The following is a 20,972-nucleotide window of genomic DNA, read 5'->3' as shown; positions in this document are numbered from 1 at the left end:
GGTGCTACGGGTACTGCTCCAGGTAGACCGGAGCGCCGACCCGGTCCATGTCGGCCGCCTCGCCGACGCCGTTGACCACGTGGTCGATGGTGCCGGCGCTGAGGTTCACCGTCATGATGTGGTGCAGCCGGATGCCGGGTCGCACCGGCACCTCGAAGCCGTTCTCGGTACGGATCGACGGGTTGTTCTGGTTGAACACGTACACCCCTCCACCGTGCAGCGTGTGGTGGCGGACCCGGTCGCCGACCTTGTAGCCGGCCCACCCGTTGACCGTGCCGTTGTGCCAGTCCGCCTGGGTGGGCGGGTCGTAGGGCAGCTCGTTCTGGTAGAGGATCGTGGTGCCGTGCTCACCGTTCCACACGGTGTTGTACCGCTGGAAGTGCTCGACGAAGAGGCCGGTGGCGGTGACGTGGTCGCCGTTGACGACGACGCCGTAGCGGCCGGTGTTGGTACGCCAGCGGTCGGTGTCGCCGTTGACGCCCTCGGTGAAGCCCTCGACACCGTGGTCGCCCCGCCACACCCAGGTGTGGTCGATCAGGACGTGGTCGCTGTTGACCTCCAGCGCGGTGTCCGTCTTGCCGATGTGCGGGCCGCCGACCCGGAAGTACACGTCGGAGAGCGTGATCGGGTTGCGCGGGGTGCTGTGGTTACGGCCGTGCTCACGGCCGACCCGCAGCAGCACCGGTGATTCCTTCAGACCCGCGTCGATGGTGACCCCGGCGACGACCACGCCGGGCACCCCGGCGACGTTGAGCGGCACCGCGCCGTCGACCGCGGTCAGGGTGGCGTGCCCGATGCCGAGCACGATCGTGTCGGGCCGGCGGACCTCGATGCTGCGGGCCACGTCGTACACCCCGGGGGTGAGCAGCAGGTGTCGGCCCCGGGCGAGTTCACGGTTGATGACGTGCACCGGATCGGACGGCCGGGCGACGAAGAAGTCGCTGATCGGGATGGTCCGTCCCGGCGTCATCCGGGTACCCCAGGTGATGCCGCGCGTGTCGCGGCGCACGGCCGGCACCCGGACCTGGTACTTGCCCCTGGCGTCGACGAAGAGGTACGGCTTCTCCCGGCTCAACGGGGTGGTGTCGAGCGTGGTGTACGGCGGGTCGGGGAACCCGGCGTCGTCGGGTGCGCCGACCACCCCGGCGAACACCTGGTTCCATACGGCGTTGGACCAGCTCTCCACCTCGCTGTTGCGGGTGAGCCACTGCTGCTGTGAGCCGTTGGTGGTGGCCGGCAGCCGGGAGTCGGCGATGAAGCCGCCGCTGGCGTACTGCGGCCCGTTGGTGCAGTAGTCCATCAGGGACAGTCCGCCGCCGCTGATGTCGAGCCGGCGCATCGACACGGCCTGGGACACCGCCCAGAAGTTGGCCGTGGCGCGGCAGTCGTCCTGGCCGGCGGCGTTGATCCGCAGCGACAGGTTGCTCAGCGTGCGCCAGAAGTTGACGAGCGCGATGCAGTTGCCGGTGCCGCCCTCGGTGAGGCAGCGGTTGTACGCCTCGACCTTGCCGTTGATGACCACGTCGGTGGGGGAGGCTCCCAGGCCGGAGATCTCGGTGTAGTAGCCCACCTTGATCTGAAGTGGCTGGTCGGCAGTGCCGTAGTGGCCCGGCCGGAACAGGTAGGCGTGCCGGGTGGTGCCCATCTCGTTGTCGACCTGCGCGGCGTGCGCCGCGTCGAGGGTCGCCTGGATCTGGCTGACCGGCATGCTCGGGTCGAAGATCTTGACGTTGGGCCCGAAGGTGGGGCCGGTCGGTCGGGGTGGGCCCGCGCTGACCGGGGTGTTCGTGGCTACCGCGGCGGTGGTAAGCACCAGCCCGACGGCCAGTGCCCGGCCGAGTCGCCGGTGTGGTGGTGGGGTCGGCATGCGTTCGTCCTTCCCGTCGGGCCGGTTGAGGGCGGGCCCGACGACACGGTGGACCAGGTCTGTGAGAGCGCTCTCTCGTCCAGCGAACTTGTATCACGGTGTGAAGAAACGGGGTCCAGATGTTTCTACCCCGTGACGCCGCCGCGCGCCATGCCTGAAGCGGGTGAATCCACGATCGACACCGATCCGGCGGAACGTCGGAACCGGAAGGCGAGCGCCCGCCGGAACGGTGTCGAGGTCACCCGGCCGGGGTGGAGGCGGGATCGCCTCGGCGGCCGGCACGTCGGCGGGCGAGCACGCCGACGACGACGTCGACGACGAGGAAGCCGAGCAACGGGATGCCGAACCACGGCAGCGCCCAGCCGACCGCGGCGATCACCGGCACGCCGAGCAGCACCACCCACCACGGCAGCCCGCGCAGGCCACCACGCGCCGGTGGCGCGCCCACCGGGGCCCGCCGGTCGGCCCGGGTCGGGCGGCGCTGCCACCACATCCGGTAGCCCCACACGATGACGCAGAGCAGACCGACGGCCAGCGCGGCCAGCAGGATCTGGTTGACCACGCCGAAGAGCAACCCCATGTGGGCCTGTACGCCGAGGGCGCTGAGCTTGGCCAGCAGCGACCAGTCGGCGAAGTCGTTGCGCGCCGTGACCGTACTGCTGGCCGGGTCGACGGCGACCTGGTCCAGCCGCACCGGCCAGGTGTTGTCGGTCTGGGCGACCGCCCAGGCGGTACCGGACGCGCCCGGGCTGATCTCGACCGGCCCGGACAGGCCCGCGTCGCGGGCCACCGCCAGGACCCGGTCGAAGGTGGCCGGGTCGGCAGCTGCCGGCGATGACGTGCCGCCGTGCTGGTGCTCGCCACCACCGGCAGTCGGGGCACCGTCCAACGTGGTGGACAGCACCGGCCGCCGGGCGTCGAGCGCGTCCAGCCCGGCGCCGAAGTTCGCACCGGCGAAGCGGGACCAGGTCAGCCCGGTGGCGGCGAGGAACAGCAACCCGACGGCGAGCCAGACGCCGGTGGTGGCGTGCCAGCTCCGGGTCCGCCGTACCCCCTTGGCGGCGGACAGGTCCGGCACCAGCAGGTGCTTCGCGCGACCACGTCCGTTGTTCCGGCGACGCCACCACAGGACGATGCCGCCTAGCGCCAGTACCCACAGCCAGCTGGCGGCGATCTCGGAGTAGTGCCGCCCGAGGTCGCCCAGGTGCAGGTTGCGGTGCAGGTCGTCGAGCCAGGTGGTGGCCGGGGTGGAGCCGAACCAGGTGGTCAGCTGCCCGCGAACCTCCCCGGTGTACGGGTCGACGTAGACCGTGTGCTGCTTCTCGCCCAACTCTTCAAGGGCGAAGACGACCCGGGTCGTCTGGCCGCCGGTACCCGGGGCCACCGACACCAGATCGCCGGTCGGGTGGGCGTTGCGGGCTGCGGTGACCTGGTCGGCCAACGACCTCGGTTGCTCGCCGACGCTGGCGACGGTGAGCTGGTCGCCGTAGCGAAGCTGGTCCAACTGCGGCGTGACGGTGTACGCCAGGCCGGTCAGCGCGGCGACCACCAGGAACGGGGCGACCAGGACCCCGGCGTAGAAGTGCAGGCGAAGCAGCAGTGCGCCCAGCGGGGCGGCACGTCGTGGTGGTCGGGCAGGCGCTGCGGGTGCCGGGCGGGGGAGGGACTCCGGCGCGGGCTCGCCGGACAATTCGGTCAGAGACATGCGTGTTCCGATCGGGTTGGGAGGTCATGCTGCGGACCTGGCCCGTGCCCTTCGGGTCAGTGCTGCCTGCCGTCGCCCGGACGCCCGCCGCTCGATCACCTAGTCGGACGGCGGGCCGTGCTGGTTCCCGACGTTTACTCAGACCTCGGGTAAACCGACGTAGTTCTCCGCGAGGCTCGTCGCGTACGCCGGGGAGGTGGTGACGTACCGCAGGGTCGCCGACTGGAGCTTCGCCTCGTACGGGTCGTCGGCGTTGAGCCGGTGCAGCATCGAGGTCATCCACCAGGAGAACTGCTGCGCCCGCCAGACCCGGCGCAGCGCGGTACGCGAGTAGCCGTTCAGTAGATGGGTGCTGCCGTCGGCGTACCAGGCGGCGAAGGCGTCACCGAGCAACGCGACGTCGGCGAGGGCCAGGTTCATGCCCTTGGCGCCGGTCGGCGGCACGATGTGCACCGCGTCGCCGGCCAGGTACAGCCGCTGCCACTGCATCGGCTCGACCACCAGGCTGCGCAGCGGGGTGATCGACTTCTCCAGCACCGGCCCCTCGTTGAGCGTCCAGTTCGGCACCGTCTCCAACCGGGTCCGCAGTTCGGCCCAGATCCGCTCGTCCGGCCAGTCGGCGATGTCCTCGTCGGCCGGCACCTGGAGGTACAGCCGGGAGATCTGCGGGGAGCGCATGCTGTAGAGGGCGAAGCCGCGTTCGTGGTGGGCGTAGATCAGCTCCTCCACGGCAGGCGGGGCGGCGGCGAGGACGCCCAGCCAGGCGAACGGGTAGGTGCGCTCGTAGGTGGTCAGCACCCCGTCGGGTACGGTCGGCCGGCTGATCCCGTGGTAGCCGTCGCAACCGACCACGAAGTCGCAGTGCAGCTCCTCGTCCCGGCCCTGGTGCCGGAAGTGGATCACCGGGGCGGTGTCCAGTCCGGACAGTCGGTCGGCGGGTGCCTCGAACAGGATCGTCCCGCCGGCCGCCAGCCGGGCGGCGATCATGTCCTTGACCACTTCCTGCTGGCCGTACACGGTGATCGCCCGGCCGGTCAGCTCGGTCATCGGCACCCGGTGCGATTCGCCGTCGAAGCGCAGCTCGATGCCCTCGTGCCGCATCCCCTCCCGGTCCAGGCGTGCCCCCAGGCCGGTGTCCCGCAGCAGGTCGACCGAGCCCTGTTCGAGCACGCCCGCGCGCAGCCGGTGCTCCACGTACTCCCGGCTGCGGCTCTCGATCACCACCGAGTCGATCCCGTGCCGGTGCAGCAGGTGCGACAGCATGAGACCGGCCGGTCCCGCTCCGATGATGCCGACCTGGGTACGCATCCATGCCTCCTTGGGGCCTAGAACGGGTAGCGGGTGATGTCGCCCTGCATCGTGAGCCACTGGGTCTCGGTGAACGCCTCGATGTTCGCCGCCGCCCCACCGAAGCGGGAACCGGTGCCGGAGGCGCCGACTCCGCCGAACGGCGCCACCGCCTCGTCGCTGACGGTCTGGTCGTTGATGTGCACGATGCCACTGGGAATGCGCTCGGCCAGCGCCATCGCCTTCATCACGTCGCGGCTGAGGATGCCCAGCGACAGCCCGTACTCGCTGGCACCGGCCAGCGCCGCCGCCTCGTCCAGGTCGGAGAAGCTGAGCACCGGGGCGACCGGGCCGAACACCTCCTGCGCGTACGCCGGGGTGGTCGGGGTGACATCGGCGAGCACGGTGGGCCGGTAGAACAGCCCCTCGTAGCTGCCACCGGCAGCCAGCCGGGCGCCCGCGTCCACGCTCGACGTGACCAGCGCGTGGATCTTGTCGCGCTGCGCCTCGTCGATGATCGGCCCGAGCGCCACCTGCTCCTTGGCGGGGTCACCGACCGGCAGGTGGTCGGCCTTGGCGGCCAACTCGGTGACGTACCGCTCGGCGAGGCTCTCGTGCACCAGGTGCCGGCCGGTGGTCATGCAGATCTGGCCCTGGTGCAGGAAGGAACCCCAGGCACCGGCCGAGACGGCGAGGTCCAGGTCCGCGTCGTCGAGCACCACCAGCGCCGAGTTGCCACCCAGCTCCAGGTGCGCCCGCTTCAGGTGCCGCGCTGCGGCCTCACCGACCTTGCGGCCCGCGGCGGACGACCCGGTGAAGCTGATCACCCGTACGCGCGGGTCGGCGACCAGCGCCTCGCCGGTCGCGACGCCGCCCGGCAGTACGTGCAGCAGGCCCTCGGGCAGCCCCGCCTCCTCGAAGACCCGGGCGATGGACAGCCCACCGCAGACCGCCGTACGCAGGTCCGGTTTGAGCACCACCGCGTTGCCCAGCGCCAGCGCCGGGGCAACCGAGCGGATCGCCAGGATCAGCGGAGCGTTGAACGGCGAGATGACGCCCACCACGCCGACCGGTAGCCGGCGGGCCAGGCTCAGTCGGGGCTGAGCGCTCGGGATGATCTCACCGAGCGACTGCGAGGGCAGCGTCGCGGCCTCGTAGCACTCCTGCGCGGCGGTGCCGGTCTCCAGGCCGCCCTTGGGCGGGATCGACCCGGACTCGCGGACCACCCACTCGCCGACCTCGGCGGCGTGCTGCTCCCACAACGCGCCGGCCCGGCGTAGCACGGCGGCCCGCTCGGTGTAGCTGGTGGCGGCCCAGGCCCGCTGCGCGGCGGCGGCCCGGATGCTGGCCCGCGCGACGTCGTCGGCGTCGGCCACGCCGACCTGGCCGATCTCCTCGCCAGTGGCGGGGGCACGAACGGTGGCGGTGCCGCCGGAGGCCCGCACCCAGCCGTCGCTGTAGATCCGGCCGTGCCAGGTGTCGGTGTCGAGCAGGGGCATGGTGATCCTCCTTGCGCCGCAGGTGGGACAGCCGCGGGCGGTGGCCGGCGGGATGGTTACGGCCACGCCTGGTACGTGCGGCGGCCCGGCGGTAGCCAAGGCCGACCGCGCGCGTCGCTTGTTCGCTTGCCGAACAGGCGTTCTCATCAAGGACATTTGCACGGGACTCGGCTCGCGTCAACGGATCACCGCAACATTTCTGCGACAGGTCGGACGGGTGAATCCGGCCGGCCGGGGCGCGTTGACGAACGTCACCAACGCCGATTACGTTCGAGATAAGTACGCCGGTCCGCATACCGAACAGCGGTCGGTGGGTGTGTGACACAGGAGGCAGGGAGGCTCATGGCGAAGCTCGTCTCGCTTGCCGACGGCGTCGCGGAGCTGGTCCGCGACGGGGACACGGTGGCGCTGGAGGGATTCACCCACCTGATCCCGTTCGCCACCGGCCACGAGATCATCCGGCAGGAGCGGCGCGACCTGACCCTGGTGCGGATGACCCCCGACGTCATCTACGACCAGCTCATCGGCGCCGGCTGCGCCCGCCGCCTGGTCTTCTCCTGGGGCGGCAACCCCGGCGTGGGGTCGCTGCACCGCTTCCGCGACGCCGTGCAGAACTCCTGGCCCGTCCCACTGGAGCTGGAGGAACACAGCCACGCCGGGATGGCCAACCGCTATGTCGCCGGTGCCTCCGGCCTGCCGTTCGCCGTGCTGCGCGGCTACACCGGCACCGACCTGCCCCGGCACACCACCAACATCCGCAGCATCGACTGCCCGTTCACCGGGGAGACACTGACCGCGGTCCCCGCGCTGAACCCCGACGTGACAGTGGTGCACGCCCAGCGCGCCGACCGCGCCGGCAACGTGCAGATGTGGGGCATCACCGGCGTGCAGAAGGAGGCGGTGCTCGCCGCCCGCCGGTCCCTGGTCACCGTCGAGGAGATCGTCGACGAGCTGACCCCCGTACCCGGCCAGGTGGTGCTGCCCGGCTGGGCGATCACCGCCGTGGCGCACGTACCCGGCGGCGCCCACCCCTCGTACGCGCACGGCTACTCGGTGCGGGACAACGCCTTCTACGTCGCCTGGGACGAGATCAGCCGGGACCGTGACACCTTCCAGGACTGGATCGAACGCCACGTGCAGAACGCGGGGGCGAAGGCATGAGTCAGTACACCGCCGACGAGATGATGACGGTGGCGGCGGCCCGGCAACTGCGCGACGGCACCGCCTGCTTCGTCGGGATCGGCCTGCCCAGCACCGCGGCGAACCTGGCCCGCGCCACCCACGCGCCCGACCTGGTGCTGATCTACGAGTCCGGTTGTCTCGGCGCCAAACCCGATCGGCTGCCGCTGTCCATCGGTGACGGCGTGCTCGCCGACACCGCCGACGCGGTGATCTCGGTGCCCGAGGTGTTCAACTACTGGCTGCAACCCGGGCGCATCGACGTCGGGTTCCTCGGCGCCGCGCAGCTCGATCGGTACGGCAACATCAACACCACGGTCATCGGTGGCGACTACACCGACCCGAAGGTGCGCCTGCCCGGCGCCGGCGGCGCTCCCGAGATCGCCGCCTCCTGCGGCGAGGTGGTGGTGATCGTCCGGCAGAGCCGGCGTACCTTCACCGAACGCGTCGACTTCGTCACCTCGGTCGGCTACGGCGGCGGCCCCGGCGACCGGGCCCGGCTCGGTCTACGCGGCGGTGGACCCCGCACCGTCATCACCGACCTCGGCGTCCTCGAGGCCGACCCGGACAGCTGCGAACTCACCCTCACCCGGCTGCACCCGGGCGTCACGGTCGAGCGGGTCCGCGAGGCCACCGGCTGGCCGCTCGCCGTCGCCGACGACCTGAGCATCAACGAGCCGCCCACCGCCGAGGAACTCACCGTGCTGCGCGCCCTCGAAGCGACCATGCGGGCGGCGGCATGACCGACCAGCCTCAGCCCGAACCGCCGGGCGGTGCGATCGTCGGCGGGCACCCGCTCGAATCCTTCGGGTCGCGGATACTCGGATCGACTGAAGGGGAGGAGCGGCCGTGACCCAGGACGCCGAGCGGAAACTGATCCTGCCGAGCTACCGGCGCGACGATGTCGACGCCCACCCGCCGCTGCTCAGCCCCGGCTACCGGTCGACGGTGACCCGGGCACCGCAGCAGCCGTTGACCTACCTGCCGCAGCGGCTCACCGAGGTCACCGGCCCGCTGCTCGGCGAGGGCCGCCTCGGCGAGCTGGACCACGACCTGACCCGCCAGCACGACGGTGAGCCCCTCGGGCAACGGATCATCGTGCACGGCCGGGTCCTCGACGGCGACGGCCACGCGGTGCCGCACAGCCTTGTCGAGATCTGGCAGGCCAACGCCGCCGGCCGCTACCGGCACGCCGCCGACACCTGGCCGGCGCCGCTGGACCCGAACTTCACCGGCGTCGGGCGCGCCCTGACCGACGCGGACGGGCGCTACCGCTTCGTCACCGTGCAGCCCGGTGCCTACCCGTGGCGCAACCACGACAACGCCTGGCGGCCCGCGCACATCCACTTCTCCCTCTTCGGCCGCGCCTTCACCCAGCGCCTGGTGACCCAGATGTACTTCCCGGGCGACCCGCTGTTCTTCCAGGACCCGATCTTCAACTCGGTCCGCGACGAGCGGGCCCGACAGCGGATGGTGGCCCGCTACGACCACGCCGCCACCCGCCCCGAATGGGCGCTGGCCTACGAGTTCGACATCGTGCTGCGGGGCCGGGAGGCCACCGTGTTCGAGGACGAGGACGACGATGAGTGAGTCGCTGGGCGTGACGCCCGCCCAGACCGTCGGGCCGTACCTGCACATCGGCCTGCGCTGGCCCGACGGGCCGTACGTGGTGCCGGAGGGCACCCCCGGGGCGTTCTGGCTGCGTGGCCGGATCGTCGACGGCACCGGCGCGGCCGTGGCCGACGCGATGGTGGAGAGCTGGCAGGCCGACCCCGACGGGCGCTTCGACCACCCCGACGACCCGCGTGGCGCCCGGCCACCGACGGTCCCCGGTTTCCGGGGTTTCGGTCGCGCCGAGACCACCGACGGCCAGTACGCCCTGCACACCGTCAAGCCGGGGCCGCTGCCCACCTTCGACGGCGACACCGAGGCACCGCACCTGACGCTGTCGGTGTTCGGGCGGGGGCTGCTGCACCGCCTCGTCACCCGGGTCTACTTTCCCGGCGAGGCGGCCAACGCCACCGACCCGGTGCTGCGTACCGTCGACCCGCAGCGTCGTGACACGCTGCTGGCCCGGCCGGCCACGGACGGGTTCGAGTTCGACATCCGCCTTCAGGGAGAGCATGAGACCGTCTTCTTCGCCGTCTGAGGCACTGCTGCGCGGGCTCTCCGGCACGCCGGACGTCGACGCCGAACTCGGCGATCACGCCCTGCTGCGGGCGCTGCTGGACGCGGAGGCCGCCCTGGCCCGGGCCGGTGCCGACGTCGGGCTGCTACCGGCCCCGGCCGCCGACGAGATCGTCCGGCAGTGCCGCGCCGAGCGGTACGACCCGGCCGCGCTCGGCGCAGCGGCCGAGGCGGCCGGCAACCCCGTCGTCCCGCTGGTGCGGGAGCTGACCGCTGCGGTCGCCGAGGCGGCCCGGCCCTGGGTGCACCACGGCGCCACCAGCCAGGACGTGCTCGACACCGCCCTGTCGCTGGTGGCGGCCCGGGCCGCCGAGCCGCTGCTGCGGCACCTCGCCGACGCCGCTGACGCCGCCGCCCGGCTGGCCCGAACCCATCGCGACACCCTGATGGTCGCCCGCACCCTCGGCCAGCAGGCCGCACCGACCACCTTCGGGCTCAAGGCGGCCGGCTGGCTGGTCGGCCTGGTGGAGGCGCGGACCCGGCTGGCCGCGGCGCGTTCCGGCCTGCCCGCGCAGCTCGGCGGGGCGGTCGGCACCCTCGCCGCGTACGGCACGGCCGGGCCGGCGATGGTCGACCGGTTCGCCGCGCAGCTGGGCCTGGCGGCGAGCCCGTTGCCCTGGCACACCCGCCGACAGCCCCTGCTCGACCTGGCCGCCGCCCTCGGCGGGCTGCTCGCCGCCACCGGCAAGATCGCCCTCGACGTGGGCCTGCTCGCGCAGACCGAGGTCGGCGAGGTGGCCGAGGGAGGCGCGGGGCGGGGTGGCTCCTCGGCGATGCCGCACAAGCGCAACCCGGTGGACTCAGTGCTGGTCACCGCCGCGGCCCGGCGTGGCCCCGGGCTCGTCGGCACGTTGTTCGCCGCCGCCGGCCAGGAGCACGAGCGGGCCAGCGGTGGCTGGCACGCCGAGTGGGAACCCCTGCTCGACCTGACGCACCTCGCCGGTGGGGCCGCCGCCCGTACCGCCCGGATGCTCGCCGGCCTCGACATACGTCCGCAGCGGATGCGGGCCAACCTGGACGCCACCGGCGGCCTCCTGCTCGCCGAGGCGGTCGCCGCCCGGCTGGCGCCGGCGCTGGGCCGCGCCGCCGCTCACGACCTGGTCCGCCGCGCCGCCGGCCGGCCCGACTTCCGGGCGGCGCTGCTGGCCGAGGCGGACCTGCGCGCCCACCTGTCGGAATCGGACGTCGACGCCGCCCTCGACCCGGCCGGTTGGCTCGGCAGCACCGGGCACCTGATCGACCGCGCCCTCGACCTGCACCGCGACGCGGCGCACGACCCGGCCGAGACCGGCGGGCCGCACTCCGGGGCGGCGCACGACCCGGCCGAGACCGGCGGGCCGGACGGCGAGGTACGGCCGTGACCGCGCTGCACGCCACCGTCGACGGCCCGCCGGACGCGCCGGTGCTGCTGCTGGGCAGCTCCCTGGGCACCACCGGTGCGATGTGGCAGCCGCAGGTGGCGGCGCTGGCCGAGCGGTACCGCGTGGTCCGCTACGACCATCTCGGCCACGGCGGTTCGGCGGCGCCGGCCGGGCCGTACACCATCGACCTGCTCGGCCGGAAGGTGCTGCGGCTGCTGGACGACCTGAGCGCGACCCGGGTCCACTACGCCGGGCTCTCCCTCGGCGGGATGGTGGGCATGTGGCTGGCCGCGCACGCCCCCGAGCGGATCGACCGCCTCGCCCTGCTGTGCACCTCCGCACTGCTCGGGCCGGCGGACGGCTGGCGGGCCCGGGCCGCCGCCGTCCGTGCCGGTCGGCTCGACAGCATCGCCGACGCGATCGTCGAGCGCTGGTTCACTCCCGCCTTCGCCGCGACCCATCCGGACGTCGTCGCCGAGTACCGGACCATGCTGGTCAGCACACCTGCCGCCGGGTACGCCGGCTGCTGTGAGGCGATCGCCGCGATGGATCTGCGCCCGGACCTGGCCGCCGTCCGCGCCCCGACGCTCGTGATCGCCGCGGCCGACGATCCGGCGACCCCACCCGACCTGGCGGCCACCATCGCCGAGCGGATCCCGTCGGCCCGCCTGGCGGTGCTCGACGGAGCGGCGCACCTGGCCAACGTCGAGCAACCCGAGGCCGTCGCCCGACTGCTCACGGACCACCTCGATCCGGAAGGCGCGGTGCGCAGATGACCGACCAGCAGCGGTACGAGGCCGGCATGGCGGTACGCCGGCAGGTGCTCGGCGACGCGCACGTCGACCGGGCTGTCGCCGGCACCGACGAGTTCACCACCGACTTCCAGGACCTGATCACCCGCTACGCGTGGGGTGAGATCTGGACCCGGGAGGGGCTGGACCGGCGTACCCGCAGCTGCATCACCCTCGCCGTGCTGGCCACCCTGCACCACGACGAGGAACTGGCCATGCACGTACGCGCCGCCCTGCGCAACGGCCTCACCCCCGACGAGGTGAAGGAGGTGCTGCTCCAGGTGGCCGTCTACGCTGGCGTACCGGCGGCGAACCGGGCGTTCAAGGTGGCCCAGGAGACTCTGCGGCAGGAGGCCCAGTGAGCGACGAGGCGACGGCCCGCCCCGGCGAGTTCGTCCAGTCGCTGGAACGGGGTCTCGCCGTGATCCGGGCCTTCGACGCCGAACACCCGCAGCTCACCCTCAGCGAGGTGGCCCGCGCCACCGGGCTGACCCGGGCCGCCGCCCGTCGCTTCCTGCTCACCCTGGTCGAACTCGGCTACGTACGCACCGACGGGCGGCTGTTCTCCCTGCGCCCGCGCATCCTCGACCTCGGCTACGCCTACCTGTCCAGCCTGAGCCTGCCCGAGGTGGCCCAGCCGCACATGGAGGCACTGGTGGCGCAGGTGCACGAGTCCTGCTCCGTGTCGGTCCTCGACGGCGATGAGGTCGTCTACGTCGCCCGGGTGCCCACCAAGCGGATCATGACGGTGGGGATCAGCGTCGGCACCCGTTTTCCCGCGTACGCGACGTCGATGGGCCGGGTGCTGCTCGCCGCGCAGCCGGCCGGGTGGCTGGACGACTATCTCGCCACGGCGCAGCTGCGCCCGCTGACCCGGCGCACGGTGACCGACCCGGCCAAGCTGCGCGGCCTCCTGACGAAGATCGCCATCCAGGGGTACGCCCTCGTCGACCAGGAGCTGGAGGAGGGGCTGCGGTCGCTGGCCGCGCCGATCCACGGCGACAACGGCTCGGTGGTGGCCGCGGTGAACGTCTCCGCCCACGCCAGCCGAGGCTCGTTCGAGATGATCCGCAAGGAGCTGCTGCCGCCGCTGCTGGCCACCGCCAAGCGCATCGAGGAGGACCTGAGCGCCGGTCCCGGTCGCTGAGCCCGGTCTGGGCGCTGCGGCGAATCGGCCCGGGGCGGCTCGTCGGCGTACCACCATGTGGGGGGCGACGAACGGGGGCGAGATGCGCGAGCTGCTGCTGGTCATCACGCTGGGCGTCGTCGTGCTGGTGGGCACCACCATCGGCGGGCGGTACCGGGTCGCGCCGCCGGTGCTGCTGATCAGCCTGGGTGCCCTGGTGGCGCTGCTGCCCCCGTTCTCGCACGTGGTGCTGGCACCCGAGGTGGTGCTGGTGCTGTTCCTGCCGGCGATCCTCTACCGGGAGAGCCTGGTCACCAGCCTGCGGGAGATCAGGGCGAACATCGTCGTCATCGCGTTGCTGGCGGTTGGCCTGGTCGGGGTCACGATGGTCGCGGTGTCGCTGGTCGTGCAGCGGTTCGGTGTCGACCCGGCGGTGGCCTGGGTGCTCGGCGCGGTGCTCGCCCCGACGGACGCCGCGGCGGTGGCCGGGCTGGCCAAGCGGATGCCCCGCCGCCTGCTGACCACCCTGCGCGCGGAGAGCCTGGTCAACGACGGCACCGCCCTGGTGCTGTTCGCCATCGCGCTCGGCCTGCTCGGCGGGGGTGCCGCACCGAACGCCTTCGAACTCGTCGAGCGGATCGGCCTGTCCTTCCTCGGCGGCATCGCCGCCGGCATGGTGGTCGGTACGGTGGTGATCCTGATCCGCAAGCGCCTCGACGATCCGCTGCGGGAGGGCGCGCTGAGTGTGCTCACCCCGTTCGCCGCCTTCCTGCTCGCCGACAGCATCCATGAGAGTGGGGTGCTCGCGGTGGTGGTCGCCGGGCTGATGCTCTCCTACGCCAGTCCCCGGGTGATCCGGGCCCGGTCCCGGATCCTCGCGCTGTCCTTCTGGGACCTGACCACCTTCCTCGTCAACGGTGGACTCTTCGTGCTGGTCGGCATGCAGATCCCGCGGGCGGTGCAGAACGTCACGAGCGTCTCCCTGGGCCGGGCCGTCGTGATCGCGCTCGTGGTGGCCGCACTGCTGGTGGCGGTGCGGATGCTGTGGCTGCACCTGATCGCCGCCGTGGCCCGGCTGGATCGGCGCGAGTCGAAGCTCGCCCGCCAGGTCAACTGGCGGGTGCGTACGGTCGCCGGCTGGGCCGGTTTCCGGGGCGCGGTGTCGCTGGCGGCGGCGCTCGCCGTGCCGTTGACCGCGCAGGACGGCAGCCCGGTGCCGGAACGGGATCTGATCATCTTTGGCGTCGTCACGGTGATCATGGTGACCATGCTGGTGCAGGGCACCACCCTGCCGTTCCTGATGACCTGGGCCGGGTTGCGCGGTGACCCGGAACGGGCCGCGGAGTCGCGGCAGGCGCAGGTGGCCGCCACCCAGGCCACCCTCGACGCGCTGCCCGACCTCGCCGATCGGGTGGGTGCCGAGGCGGAGATCCTGCACCGGCTCCGGGCCGAGTACGCGGGTCATCTGAACGCGATGCAGGCCGAGCCGGAGGATGAGTCGCTGACCGCCCGGGAGGTCGAGCGCCAACTGCGCCTGGCCGCCCTCGAACACAAGCGACGCGAGATCACCGCGATGCGCGACCGGCGGGAGATCGACGACACCGTGTTGCAGGAGTTGCAGGCCCGGCTGGATGTCGAGGAGATCCGCCTGCTCGGCCCGACGACCTCCGAGTGACCGCTGCCCGGCGGGCTGCCGCTCGGGCGGCGGGCTCCGCTCAGCCGGCTGCCGCACCGCCCGCCGGAAGTGCGAGGGCGACGGTGAGGTCGAGCAGACTGCGCGGATCGGTGAGGCGGTCGCCGTAGAGTTCGCGCAGTTGACCCATCCGGTAGCGCACGGTCTGCGGGTGGACGAAGAGGTCGGCGGCGACGTCGTCCCGCCGTCCCTGATGCAGCAGCCAGGAGCGCAATGTCTCGGTGAGCCGTTCGGCGGTGGCGGCGGGCAGCGCGGCGAGGGGTTGCAGGACCCGGGTACGCAGGTCGGCGAGCGTCTCGACGTCGGCGCTGAGCAGCAGTTCGGCCAGGTGTTGTTCGGTGTCCAGGGGTTCGCCGTCGGTGGGCTGCGCGATACCGAGCGCGACCACCCGGACCACCCGCCGGTACGAGGAACAGACCCGGGCCCAGGGACGGCAGGGCCCCAGCACCGCGCGGCGTCCGTGCAGCACCCGGGCGAGCTGCCGGCGCCGGTCACCGTGCATGTCCGGTACGAGTAGCACCGCGGTCTCCTCGCCCGGCTCGCCGGCCGGCAGTTCCTCGCTGCTCTCCAGGGTGTGTTCGCCCAGCAGGGCGAGCGCCCCGCGCAGCTTCGCCTGTGGCAACAGCGCCACGGTGAGGGTCTGCGGCACCGGCCAGTCGGCCCGCTCGGCGCTGCGCAGCAGCACCTCCTCCGCCTCACCGGCGAGCAACTGCTGGGTGAGCCGTTCCAGGTTGCGCCGTCGGGCCCGGCCCACGCTGGCCAGTTCGTCGGCATGCCCGGCGACGCTCGCGGCGGACAACTCGTCGATGTAGGCGAACATCAACTCGGCGAACTCGGCGACAGTGGCGGCGGGCAGGCCGGTCGCCACGGTGGCGGCGGCCAGCTCCCGCCAGGAGACCCGGGCGCCCACCCGGTACGCGGCCAGCAGCGCGTCCACGCTGCGGCCCGACCGGGCCTCGCCGCTGCCCAGGGCGTACGCGGCCTCCAGCGCCGGGACCAGCGGGGTGCTCGGGTCGTTGACCTGCGGACGGTCGGCGGCCTGTGACTGTTCGAGCAGTTGCAGGAAGGTGCCCAACGCGATCTGCACCGCGTTCTCTATCTTGTCCCGCATCTGTCCGGTCAGGGTGCCGGAGTAGCTGGGCACCTCGGCCGTGATCGCGGTCACGGTCTGACCAGCCACCAGCGGCAGCCGGTCGCGCAGTTCACGGGCCACCCGCTGGTCCAGTTCGATGCGGGCCGCCCGATTGGTCGTTACGGATGGTTCCGCCACGGTTGTTCGCTCCGCACAAATGGGGTGGATCGCTTTACCTTCGCAGACCAAGAGTTTATGCCAGCGGGCCGCGACCATCGTCGTATGACCACCACCGTCCCGCCACCGGACACGAGATCTTTTCGGCGCCGCCTGTGGCGGCTCGCCGAGACGGTGACCACGCCGGTGCTGCCCAGCGACTACCTCGACCTGATCGCTCCGCTCCGCGCCGGTGCCGACCTGCGCGGCCGGATCCTCGCCGTGCACCCGGAGACGCCGGACGCGGCCACCCTGCTGATCCAGCCCGGCCGCAGCTGGCGCGGGCACGTCCCCGGCCAGTACGTCCGGCTCGGTGTCGACGTCGACGGGGTGCGCCAGTGGCGGGCCTACTCGGTCACCTCCGCCCCCAGCCGGCGCGCCGACCGGATCTCGGTTACGGTGAAGGCGATCCCCGACGGCGTGGTCAGCAACCACCTGGTCCGCCGGATCCGGCCGGGCGCCATCGTGCAGCTCGACCAGGCACGCGGCGACTTCGTGCTGCCGGAGCGGGCACCCTCGCGGGTGCTGTTCCTCACCGCGGGCAGCGGCATCACCCCGGTGGCCGGGATGCTGCGCTCGGGTGCGCTGGCCGGCAGCGACGTGGTGCTGGTGCACTCGGCGCCCACCGCCGCGGACGTGGTCTTCGGCGCGGAGCTGCGCGGCCTCGCCGAGCGAGGTGCCATCCGGCTGATCGAGCGGCACACCGAGGTCGAGGGCCTGCTCGACGTGGCCGAGTTGGACACGCTCGTCCCCGACCACCTGGACCGTCAGACCTGGGCGTGTGGCCCGCTCGGGCTGCTCGACGCGGCCGAGGCGCACTGGGCGGCTCGCGGCCAGGCCGCCCGCCTGCACACCGAGCGGTTCCGCCCCACGGTGATCACCGCCGGTGACGGCGGGACCGTCACCTTCACCCGTTCGTCGGTGACCGTGGCGGCCACCGGCGCCACCCCGCTGCTGGATGCCGGCGAGAACGCCGGGGTGCTCATGCCCTCGGGCTGCCGGATGGGCATCTGCTTCGGCTGCGTGCTGCCGCTGCGCCAGGGCGCGGTCCGCGACCTGCGCAACGGCCAGCTCACCACCGCCCTGCCGGGCGACGGCGTACGCGTGCAGACCTGTGTGTCCGCCGCCGCCGGCCCGTGTGAACTCGAGATCTGATCGGAGACCCACCGACGTGACCGTGATCCAGAAGAAGGCCGAGAACCCGATCGCCCACCTGACCGCCGAGGACATCGAGACCCTCGGCAAGGAACTCGACGCCATCCGGGAGCGGGTGATCGCCTCCCGGGGCGAACGGGACGCCGCGTACATCCGCAAGGTCATCTCGACGCAGCGGAAGCTGGAGATCAGCAGCCGGGTGGTGTTGTTGTTCTCGCTGTTCCCGCCGGCCTGGATCGTCGGCACCGCCGGGCTGTCGGTGGCGAAGATCCTGGAGAACATGGAGATCGGGCACAACGTCCTGCACGGTCAGTGGGACTGGATGCGCGATCCGAAGATCCACTCGACCAGCTGGGAGTGGGACCACGTCGCCCCGGCCGACCAGTGGAAGCAGTCGCACAACGAGCTGCACCACCGGTACACCAACGTGGTCGGCAAGGACAACGACCTCGGCTACGGCATCATGCGGGTCGACGAGGACCAGCCCTGGCACCCGGCTCACCTGGGCCAGCCGCTCTACAACTTCCTCAACGCCTGCTTCTTCGAGTACGGCATCGCCGCGTACGACCTCGACCTGGGCAACAAGCTGAAGGGCGGTGGGCACAAGGACCCCGAGTTCCGACGCCGGGTCCGCGCGGTCGGCCGGAAGATCCGCCGCCAGTTCCTCAAGGACTACCTGCTGTTCCCGGTGTTGTCCGGCCCGTCGTTCCTGCACACCCTGGCTGCCAACTTCACCGCTAACCTGATCCGTAACCTCTGGAGCCACTCCGTGATCATGTGCGGGCACTTCCCGGAGGGGGTGGAGACCTTCGAGAAGACCTCGATCGAGGGCGAGACCCGGGGGGAGTGGTACGTGCGGCAGATGCTGGGCTCGGCCAACATCAGCGGCAGCCGGCTGATGCACATCATGACCGGCAACCTGTCGTTCCAGATCGAGCACCACCTCTTCCCCGACCTGCCGAGCAACCGCTACCAGGAGATCGCCCCGGAGATCCGGGCGCTGTTCGACAGGTACGGGTTGAAGTACACCACCGGCTCGCTGCCCCGGCAGGTCTTCTCCGCGTGGAAGAAGGTCTTCCGGCTCGCTCTGCCGAACCGTCGCCAGCCGGCGGTCCCCGCCACCCCGCTCGACGACTCCACCGACCACCCCACCCGGGAACTCGTCGCCGCCTGACCGCCGCGCCGCCACCTCGCGCCGCCGCCGTTCGGACAGCTTCAGGGTTGTTGCTGCCTGGAGGCCCGCTGCCCCGGCAACAACCCTGAAGTTGCTCACCAGGAGGGTTCCTGGGGGGTGGTGGAGAGCAGCGTCAGCGGCGGTTGGGGTAGTTGTGGGCGGACCGGCGGCCCTTGACGAAGGCCAGCACGATCACCGCGGCGAGCGCGATGAGCCCGATGATGACCAGCCAGCGGACCGCTTCCAGAAGCAGCCCGAGCAGCACCAGCGCCCCGGCGACGACGCCGACGACCCAGAGCAGGGCACGCATCTCCACCTCCCACCCGGCCGCCCGGCCGGTCCGGGCGCGGTTGCTGGCCCGGCTACCCGTTCCCACCCGCATCATGCCGTCCGCGCGGGTGGGCGACCCGCTTCAGTCGGGAAGTTTCCCCAGGTAGACGGTGTTGGCCGACGCGCCGCCGGTCAGCGGGTTGGCGAACCGCACCACGTGGCTGTGATGGGTGGGAAACACGGCGGCCAGGTCGGCTTCGAAGTCGGGGTCCGGTGGATCGTCCGACCAGAGGGCGAACACTCCGCCCGGACGCAGCAGCCGCGCCAGACGGCGCAACCCGTCCGGCCGGTAGAAGGCGGCGTGGCTCGGGTGCAGCGGGTGCCGGGGGGAGTGGTCGACGTCCAGCAGCACCGCGTGGAAACGACGGCCGGCGTCGTCGGGGTCGAGGCCGTCCGGGCCGGCCACCCGGGCGAAGAAGTCGGCCCGCACCAGCCGGGTACGCGGGTCCGTGGCCAGCCCGGCGGCGAACGGCAGCAGGCCGCGCCGATGCCAGTCGATGACGTCCTCGACCGCCTCCACGACCAGCAGGGAGGCGACCCGGTCGTCCGCCAGCGCGGTGCGGGCGGTGTAGCCGAGGCCCAGCCCGCCGACGACGACGTCGAGGCGGTCACCGGCCAGCGACGCCAACCCCAACCGGGCCAACTCGACCTCACCGGCGGTGAACAGGCTCGACATCAGGAACTCGTCGTCGAGCTTGACCTCGTACACATCCAGGTCGAGCCGGGGATCGCGACGCCGGCGCAGACTGATCTCGCCGATGGGTGTCGGTCGCCAGGCCAGTTCCTCGAAACGTACGCTCACCGCCGGCATGCTACCGGCCCGTGAGCTGCCGCGAGCGGCGTGACGCCCGGTCCCCGGGAGATCGACGCAGCGCATATCCTGTGCCCGGTTCGTCTCGCCGGAGGGAAAGCGATGCCGTCGCGGCAGGATCAGCTGCACTCGTACCAGTTCACCGTCCAGCGGACGGTGGCCGCGCTGGTGACGCGGGAGACCGATCCGGCGCAGTCCCCGATGCGTCGGCTCGCCGGAGCCGGGATGGCCGGCGTCCTGGTGGCGGTCGTCGGGCTGGGGGCTGCCGCCCTGTACGGCCTCTTCACCGGCGGCGGCGCGAAGTGGCGCGACGCCGGTGTGGTCATCGTGGAGAAGGAGTCCGGTGCCCGGTTCGTCTACCGGGAGGAAAAGCTGCATCCGGTGCTCAACTACGCCTCCGCGCTGCTCATCGTCGGCACGCAGCGGCCGAAGACCGTACTGGTGTCCCGGCGGTCGATCGACGGGGTGCCGAGAGGGTTGCCGTTGGGCATTCGCGACGCTCCCGACTCGCTGCCCCCGGCGGCCCGGCTGGCCACCGCACCGTGGTCGGTCTGTTCGGTGCCCCCGACCGAGCCCGCGGCAACGGCACGGTCGGTGCTGCTGGTGGGGGCCGGCGGCACCGGCGGCCGGCCGCTGGGCCGGGACGCACTGCTGCTGCGTGATCCCGACGGCCGGCTGCACCTGCTCTGGCACCAGCAGCGGCACCTGATCCGGGACACCGACCGGGTGCTGGCCGCGTTGGTGACCACCCGTTCCCGGTCCGTGCCGGTGGCCGCCGCTCTGCTCAACTCGGTGCCGGCCGGTCTCGACCTTGCCCCACTGGACCCGCCCGACCTGGGCCGGCGGTCCACCCGGGTCGCCGAGGCTCGGATCGGTGACGTGCTGGTGGTGAGCAACTCCGGCGGCGGGCGGCAGTACGCGGTGGTGCTGCGCGACGGGCTCGCCGGCATCACCGAGCTACAGGCCGGTCTGCTGCTCGCCCGCACCGGTCAGCGGGAGCCGGAGCAGATCAGCCTCGGCCGCTTCGCCGCCCTGCCGCAGCTGCCCGATCTCGTCCCCACCGGGCCCGACGCGCCGCCGGTTGCTCCGCCCCGGCTGGCCACGCCGGACCGGTCCACGATCTGCGTGCGGGTGGGTGACGACACCGGCGCGGTCGAGGTGCGGCAGGGTGTCGAACTGCCGACGCCGGCCTCGGGCCCGGACCAGCCGACCGCCTCGACGACCGCTGACCACGTGCTGGTGGAGCCGGGGCGGGGCGCGCTCGTCGAATCGGTCGCCACGCCGGGCGCCACCGGCGGCGCGATCTCCGTGGTGACCGACCTCGGCCGCCGGTACGCGCTCGCCGGCCCCGAGGTGACCGGCATGCTCGGCTACGCGGACGTGCGACCCGTCCGGCTGCCCGCAGGCGTGGTCAGCCTCGTACCCGCTGGTGCCTCGCTCGACCCAAGTGCGGCCCGCCAGCGCGCCGCCCCCGCCTGACCTGCTCGGACTCGTGCCGCGGAAGTGGTAGGAAATTTCT

20 protein-coding genes are annotated in these 20,972 nt (G+C 72.4%); 13 read left to right on the top strand and 7 right to left on the bottom strand.

Annotated elements, in window-relative coordinates:
* Positions 1-4: 4 nt before the first annotated feature.
* The 4 genes from KBX50_RS10835 to KBX50_RS10820 all read right to left on the bottom strand — a co-directional run bounded on the left by KBX50_RS10835 (position 5) and on the right by KBX50_RS10820 (position 6,358).
* Positions 5-1,867 (bottom strand): adenylyl cyclase, encoded by a 1,863-nt coding sequence (locus KBX50_RS10835; RefSeq protein WP_210936748.1) that lies wholly within the window; start codon positions 1,865-1,867, stop codon positions 5-7.
* A 238-nt stretch (positions 1,868-2,105) separates the two neighbouring features.
* Positions 2,106-3,572 (bottom strand): PepSY domain-containing protein, encoded by a 1,467-nt coding sequence (locus KBX50_RS10830; RefSeq protein ID WP_210936746.1) that lies wholly within the window; start codon positions 3,570-3,572, stop codon positions 2,106-2,108.
* Between the two features lie 138 nt (positions 3,573-3,710).
* Positions 3,711-4,880: a 4-hydroxybenzoate 3-monooxygenase gene (locus KBX50_RS10825; protein WP_210936744.1), complete on the bottom strand. Its 1,170-nt coding sequence runs from the start codon at positions 4,878-4,880 to the stop codon at positions 3,711-3,713.
* Between the two features lie 17 nt (positions 4,881-4,897).
* Positions 4,898-6,358, bottom strand: a complete 1,461-nt coding sequence (locus KBX50_RS10820; RefSeq protein ID WP_210936742.1) for a benzaldehyde dehydrogenase — start codon at positions 6,356-6,358, stop codon at positions 4,898-4,900.
* On the opposite strand from KBX50_RS10820, the gene KBX50_RS10815 reads away from it, so the two are divergent.
* The 10 genes from KBX50_RS10815 to KBX50_RS10770 all read left to right on the top strand — a co-directional run bounded on the left by KBX50_RS10815 (position 6,357) and on the right by KBX50_RS10770 (position 14,677).
* The gene (locus KBX50_RS10815; protein ID WP_210936740.1) at positions 6,357-6,680 is read left to right on the top strand and encodes a hypothetical protein; all 324 of its coding nucleotides are present in this window, start codon (positions 6,357-6,359) and stop codon (positions 6,678-6,680) included. The two genes, KBX50_RS10820 and KBX50_RS10815, sit on opposite strands and share 2 nt — an antisense overlap.
* Positions 6,681-6,700: 20 nt before the next feature.
* Complete coding sequence (locus KBX50_RS10810) at positions 6,701-7,519, top strand: CoA transferase subunit A (RefSeq protein WP_210936738.1); 819 nt, start codon at positions 6,701-6,703, stop codon at positions 7,517-7,519.
* A complete protein-coding gene (locus tag KBX50_RS10805; protein WP_210936735.1) occupies positions 7,516-8,280 on the top strand; it encodes a CoA-transferase subunit beta in 765 nt (254 codons plus the stop codon). The genes KBX50_RS10810 and KBX50_RS10805 overlap by 4 nt, the downstream gene beginning before the upstream one ends.
* Positions 8,281-8,386: 106 nt before the next feature.
* Positions 8,387-9,127 (top strand): protocatechuate 3,4-dioxygenase subunit beta, encoded by a 741-nt coding sequence (gene pcaH / locus KBX50_RS10800; RefSeq protein ID WP_307870909.1) that lies wholly within the window; start codon positions 8,387-8,389, stop codon positions 9,125-9,127.
* Positions 9,120-9,686: a protocatechuate 3,4-dioxygenase subunit alpha gene (gene pcaG, locus KBX50_RS10795; protein ID WP_210936733.1), complete on the top strand. Its 567-nt coding sequence runs from the start codon at positions 9,120-9,122 to the stop codon at positions 9,684-9,686. The genes pcaH and pcaG overlap by 8 nt, the downstream gene beginning before the upstream one ends.
* Positions 9,661-11,085, top strand: a complete 1,425-nt coding sequence (pcaB, locus tag KBX50_RS10790; protein WP_210936731.1) for a 3-carboxy-cis,cis-muconate cycloisomerase — start codon at positions 9,661-9,663, stop codon at positions 11,083-11,085. Before pcaG ends, pcaB begins: the two co-directional genes overlap by 26 nt.
* Complete coding sequence (pcaD, locus tag KBX50_RS10785; RefSeq protein ID WP_307870908.1) at positions 11,082-11,861, top strand: 3-oxoadipate enol-lactonase; 780 nt, start codon at positions 11,082-11,084, stop codon at positions 11,859-11,861. Before pcaB ends, pcaD begins: the two co-directional genes overlap by 4 nt.
* Positions 11,858-12,238 carry a 4-carboxymuconolactone decarboxylase gene (gene pcaC / locus KBX50_RS10780; protein ID WP_210936729.1) on the top strand — a complete coding sequence of 127 codons (381 nt, stop codon included), beginning with the start codon at positions 11,858-11,860 and terminating at the stop codon, positions 12,236-12,238. The genes pcaD and pcaC overlap by 4 nt, the downstream gene beginning before the upstream one ends.
* Positions 12,235-13,023, top strand: coding sequence for an IclR family transcriptional regulator (locus tag KBX50_RS10775; RefSeq protein WP_210936727.1), 789 nt, complete (start codon positions 12,235-12,237; stop codon positions 13,021-13,023). Before pcaC ends, KBX50_RS10775 begins: the two co-directional genes overlap by 4 nt.
* An 82-nt stretch (positions 13,024-13,105) precedes the next feature.
* A complete protein-coding gene (locus KBX50_RS10770) occupies positions 13,106-14,677 on the top strand; it encodes a Na+/H+ antiporter (RefSeq protein WP_210936725.1) in 1,572 nt (523 codons plus the stop codon).
* Positions 14,678-14,717: 40 nt separating this feature from the next.
* Here KBX50_RS10770 and KBX50_RS10765 read toward each other — a convergent pair whose 3' ends face one another.
* Entirely contained in the window at positions 14,718-15,965 is a 1,248-nt protein-coding gene (locus KBX50_RS10765) for a CdaR family transcriptional regulator (protein WP_210936723.1), read from the bottom strand.
* Between the two features lie 84 nt (positions 15,966-16,049).
* Between KBX50_RS10765 and KBX50_RS10760 the strand changes: the two genes are divergently transcribed.
* Positions 16,050-17,138, top strand: a complete 1,089-nt coding sequence (locus KBX50_RS10760) for a ferredoxin reductase (RefSeq protein ID WP_210936721.1) — start codon at positions 16,050-16,052, stop codon at positions 17,136-17,138.
* A gap of 16 nt (positions 17,139-17,154) precedes the next feature.
* A complete protein-coding gene (locus tag KBX50_RS10755; RefSeq protein WP_210936719.1) occupies positions 17,155-18,312 on the top strand; it encodes an acyl-CoA desaturase in 1,158 nt (385 codons plus the stop codon).
* A 133-nt stretch (positions 18,313-18,445) separates the two neighbouring features.
* Here KBX50_RS10755 and KBX50_RS10750 read toward each other — a convergent pair whose 3' ends face one another.
* Together KBX50_RS10750 and KBX50_RS10745 are read right to left on the bottom strand one after the other, a co-directional pair.
* Positions 18,446-18,688 carry a hypothetical protein gene (locus tag KBX50_RS10750; RefSeq protein WP_210937048.1) on the bottom strand — a complete coding sequence of 81 codons (243 nt, stop codon included), beginning with the start codon at positions 18,686-18,688 and terminating at the stop codon, positions 18,446-18,448.
* A gap of 36 nt (positions 18,689-18,724) precedes the next feature.
* On the bottom strand, positions 18,725-19,444 hold the full coding sequence (locus KBX50_RS10745) for a spermidine synthase (protein WP_210936717.1): 720 nt from the start codon (positions 19,442-19,444) through the stop codon (positions 18,725-18,727).
* 111 nt (positions 19,445-19,555) lie between these two features.
* Here KBX50_RS10745 and eccB point away from each other — a divergent pair, with 111 nt between their 5' ends.
* On the top strand, positions 19,556-20,932 hold the full coding sequence (gene eccB, locus KBX50_RS10740) for a type VII secretion protein EccB (protein WP_210936715.1): 1,377 nt from the start codon (positions 19,556-19,558) through the stop codon (positions 20,930-20,932).
* The last annotated feature ends 40 nt before the right edge of the window (positions 20,933-20,972 follow it).

The organism is Micromonospora sp. C51 (assembly GCF_018070435.1).
GTDB lineage: Bacteria > Actinomycetota > Actinomycetes > Mycobacteriales > Micromonosporaceae > Micromonospora > Micromonospora sediminimaris.
The sequence above is the reverse complement of the archived record's forward strand: the minus strand, read 5'-3'. Positions and strand labels throughout refer to the sequence as shown.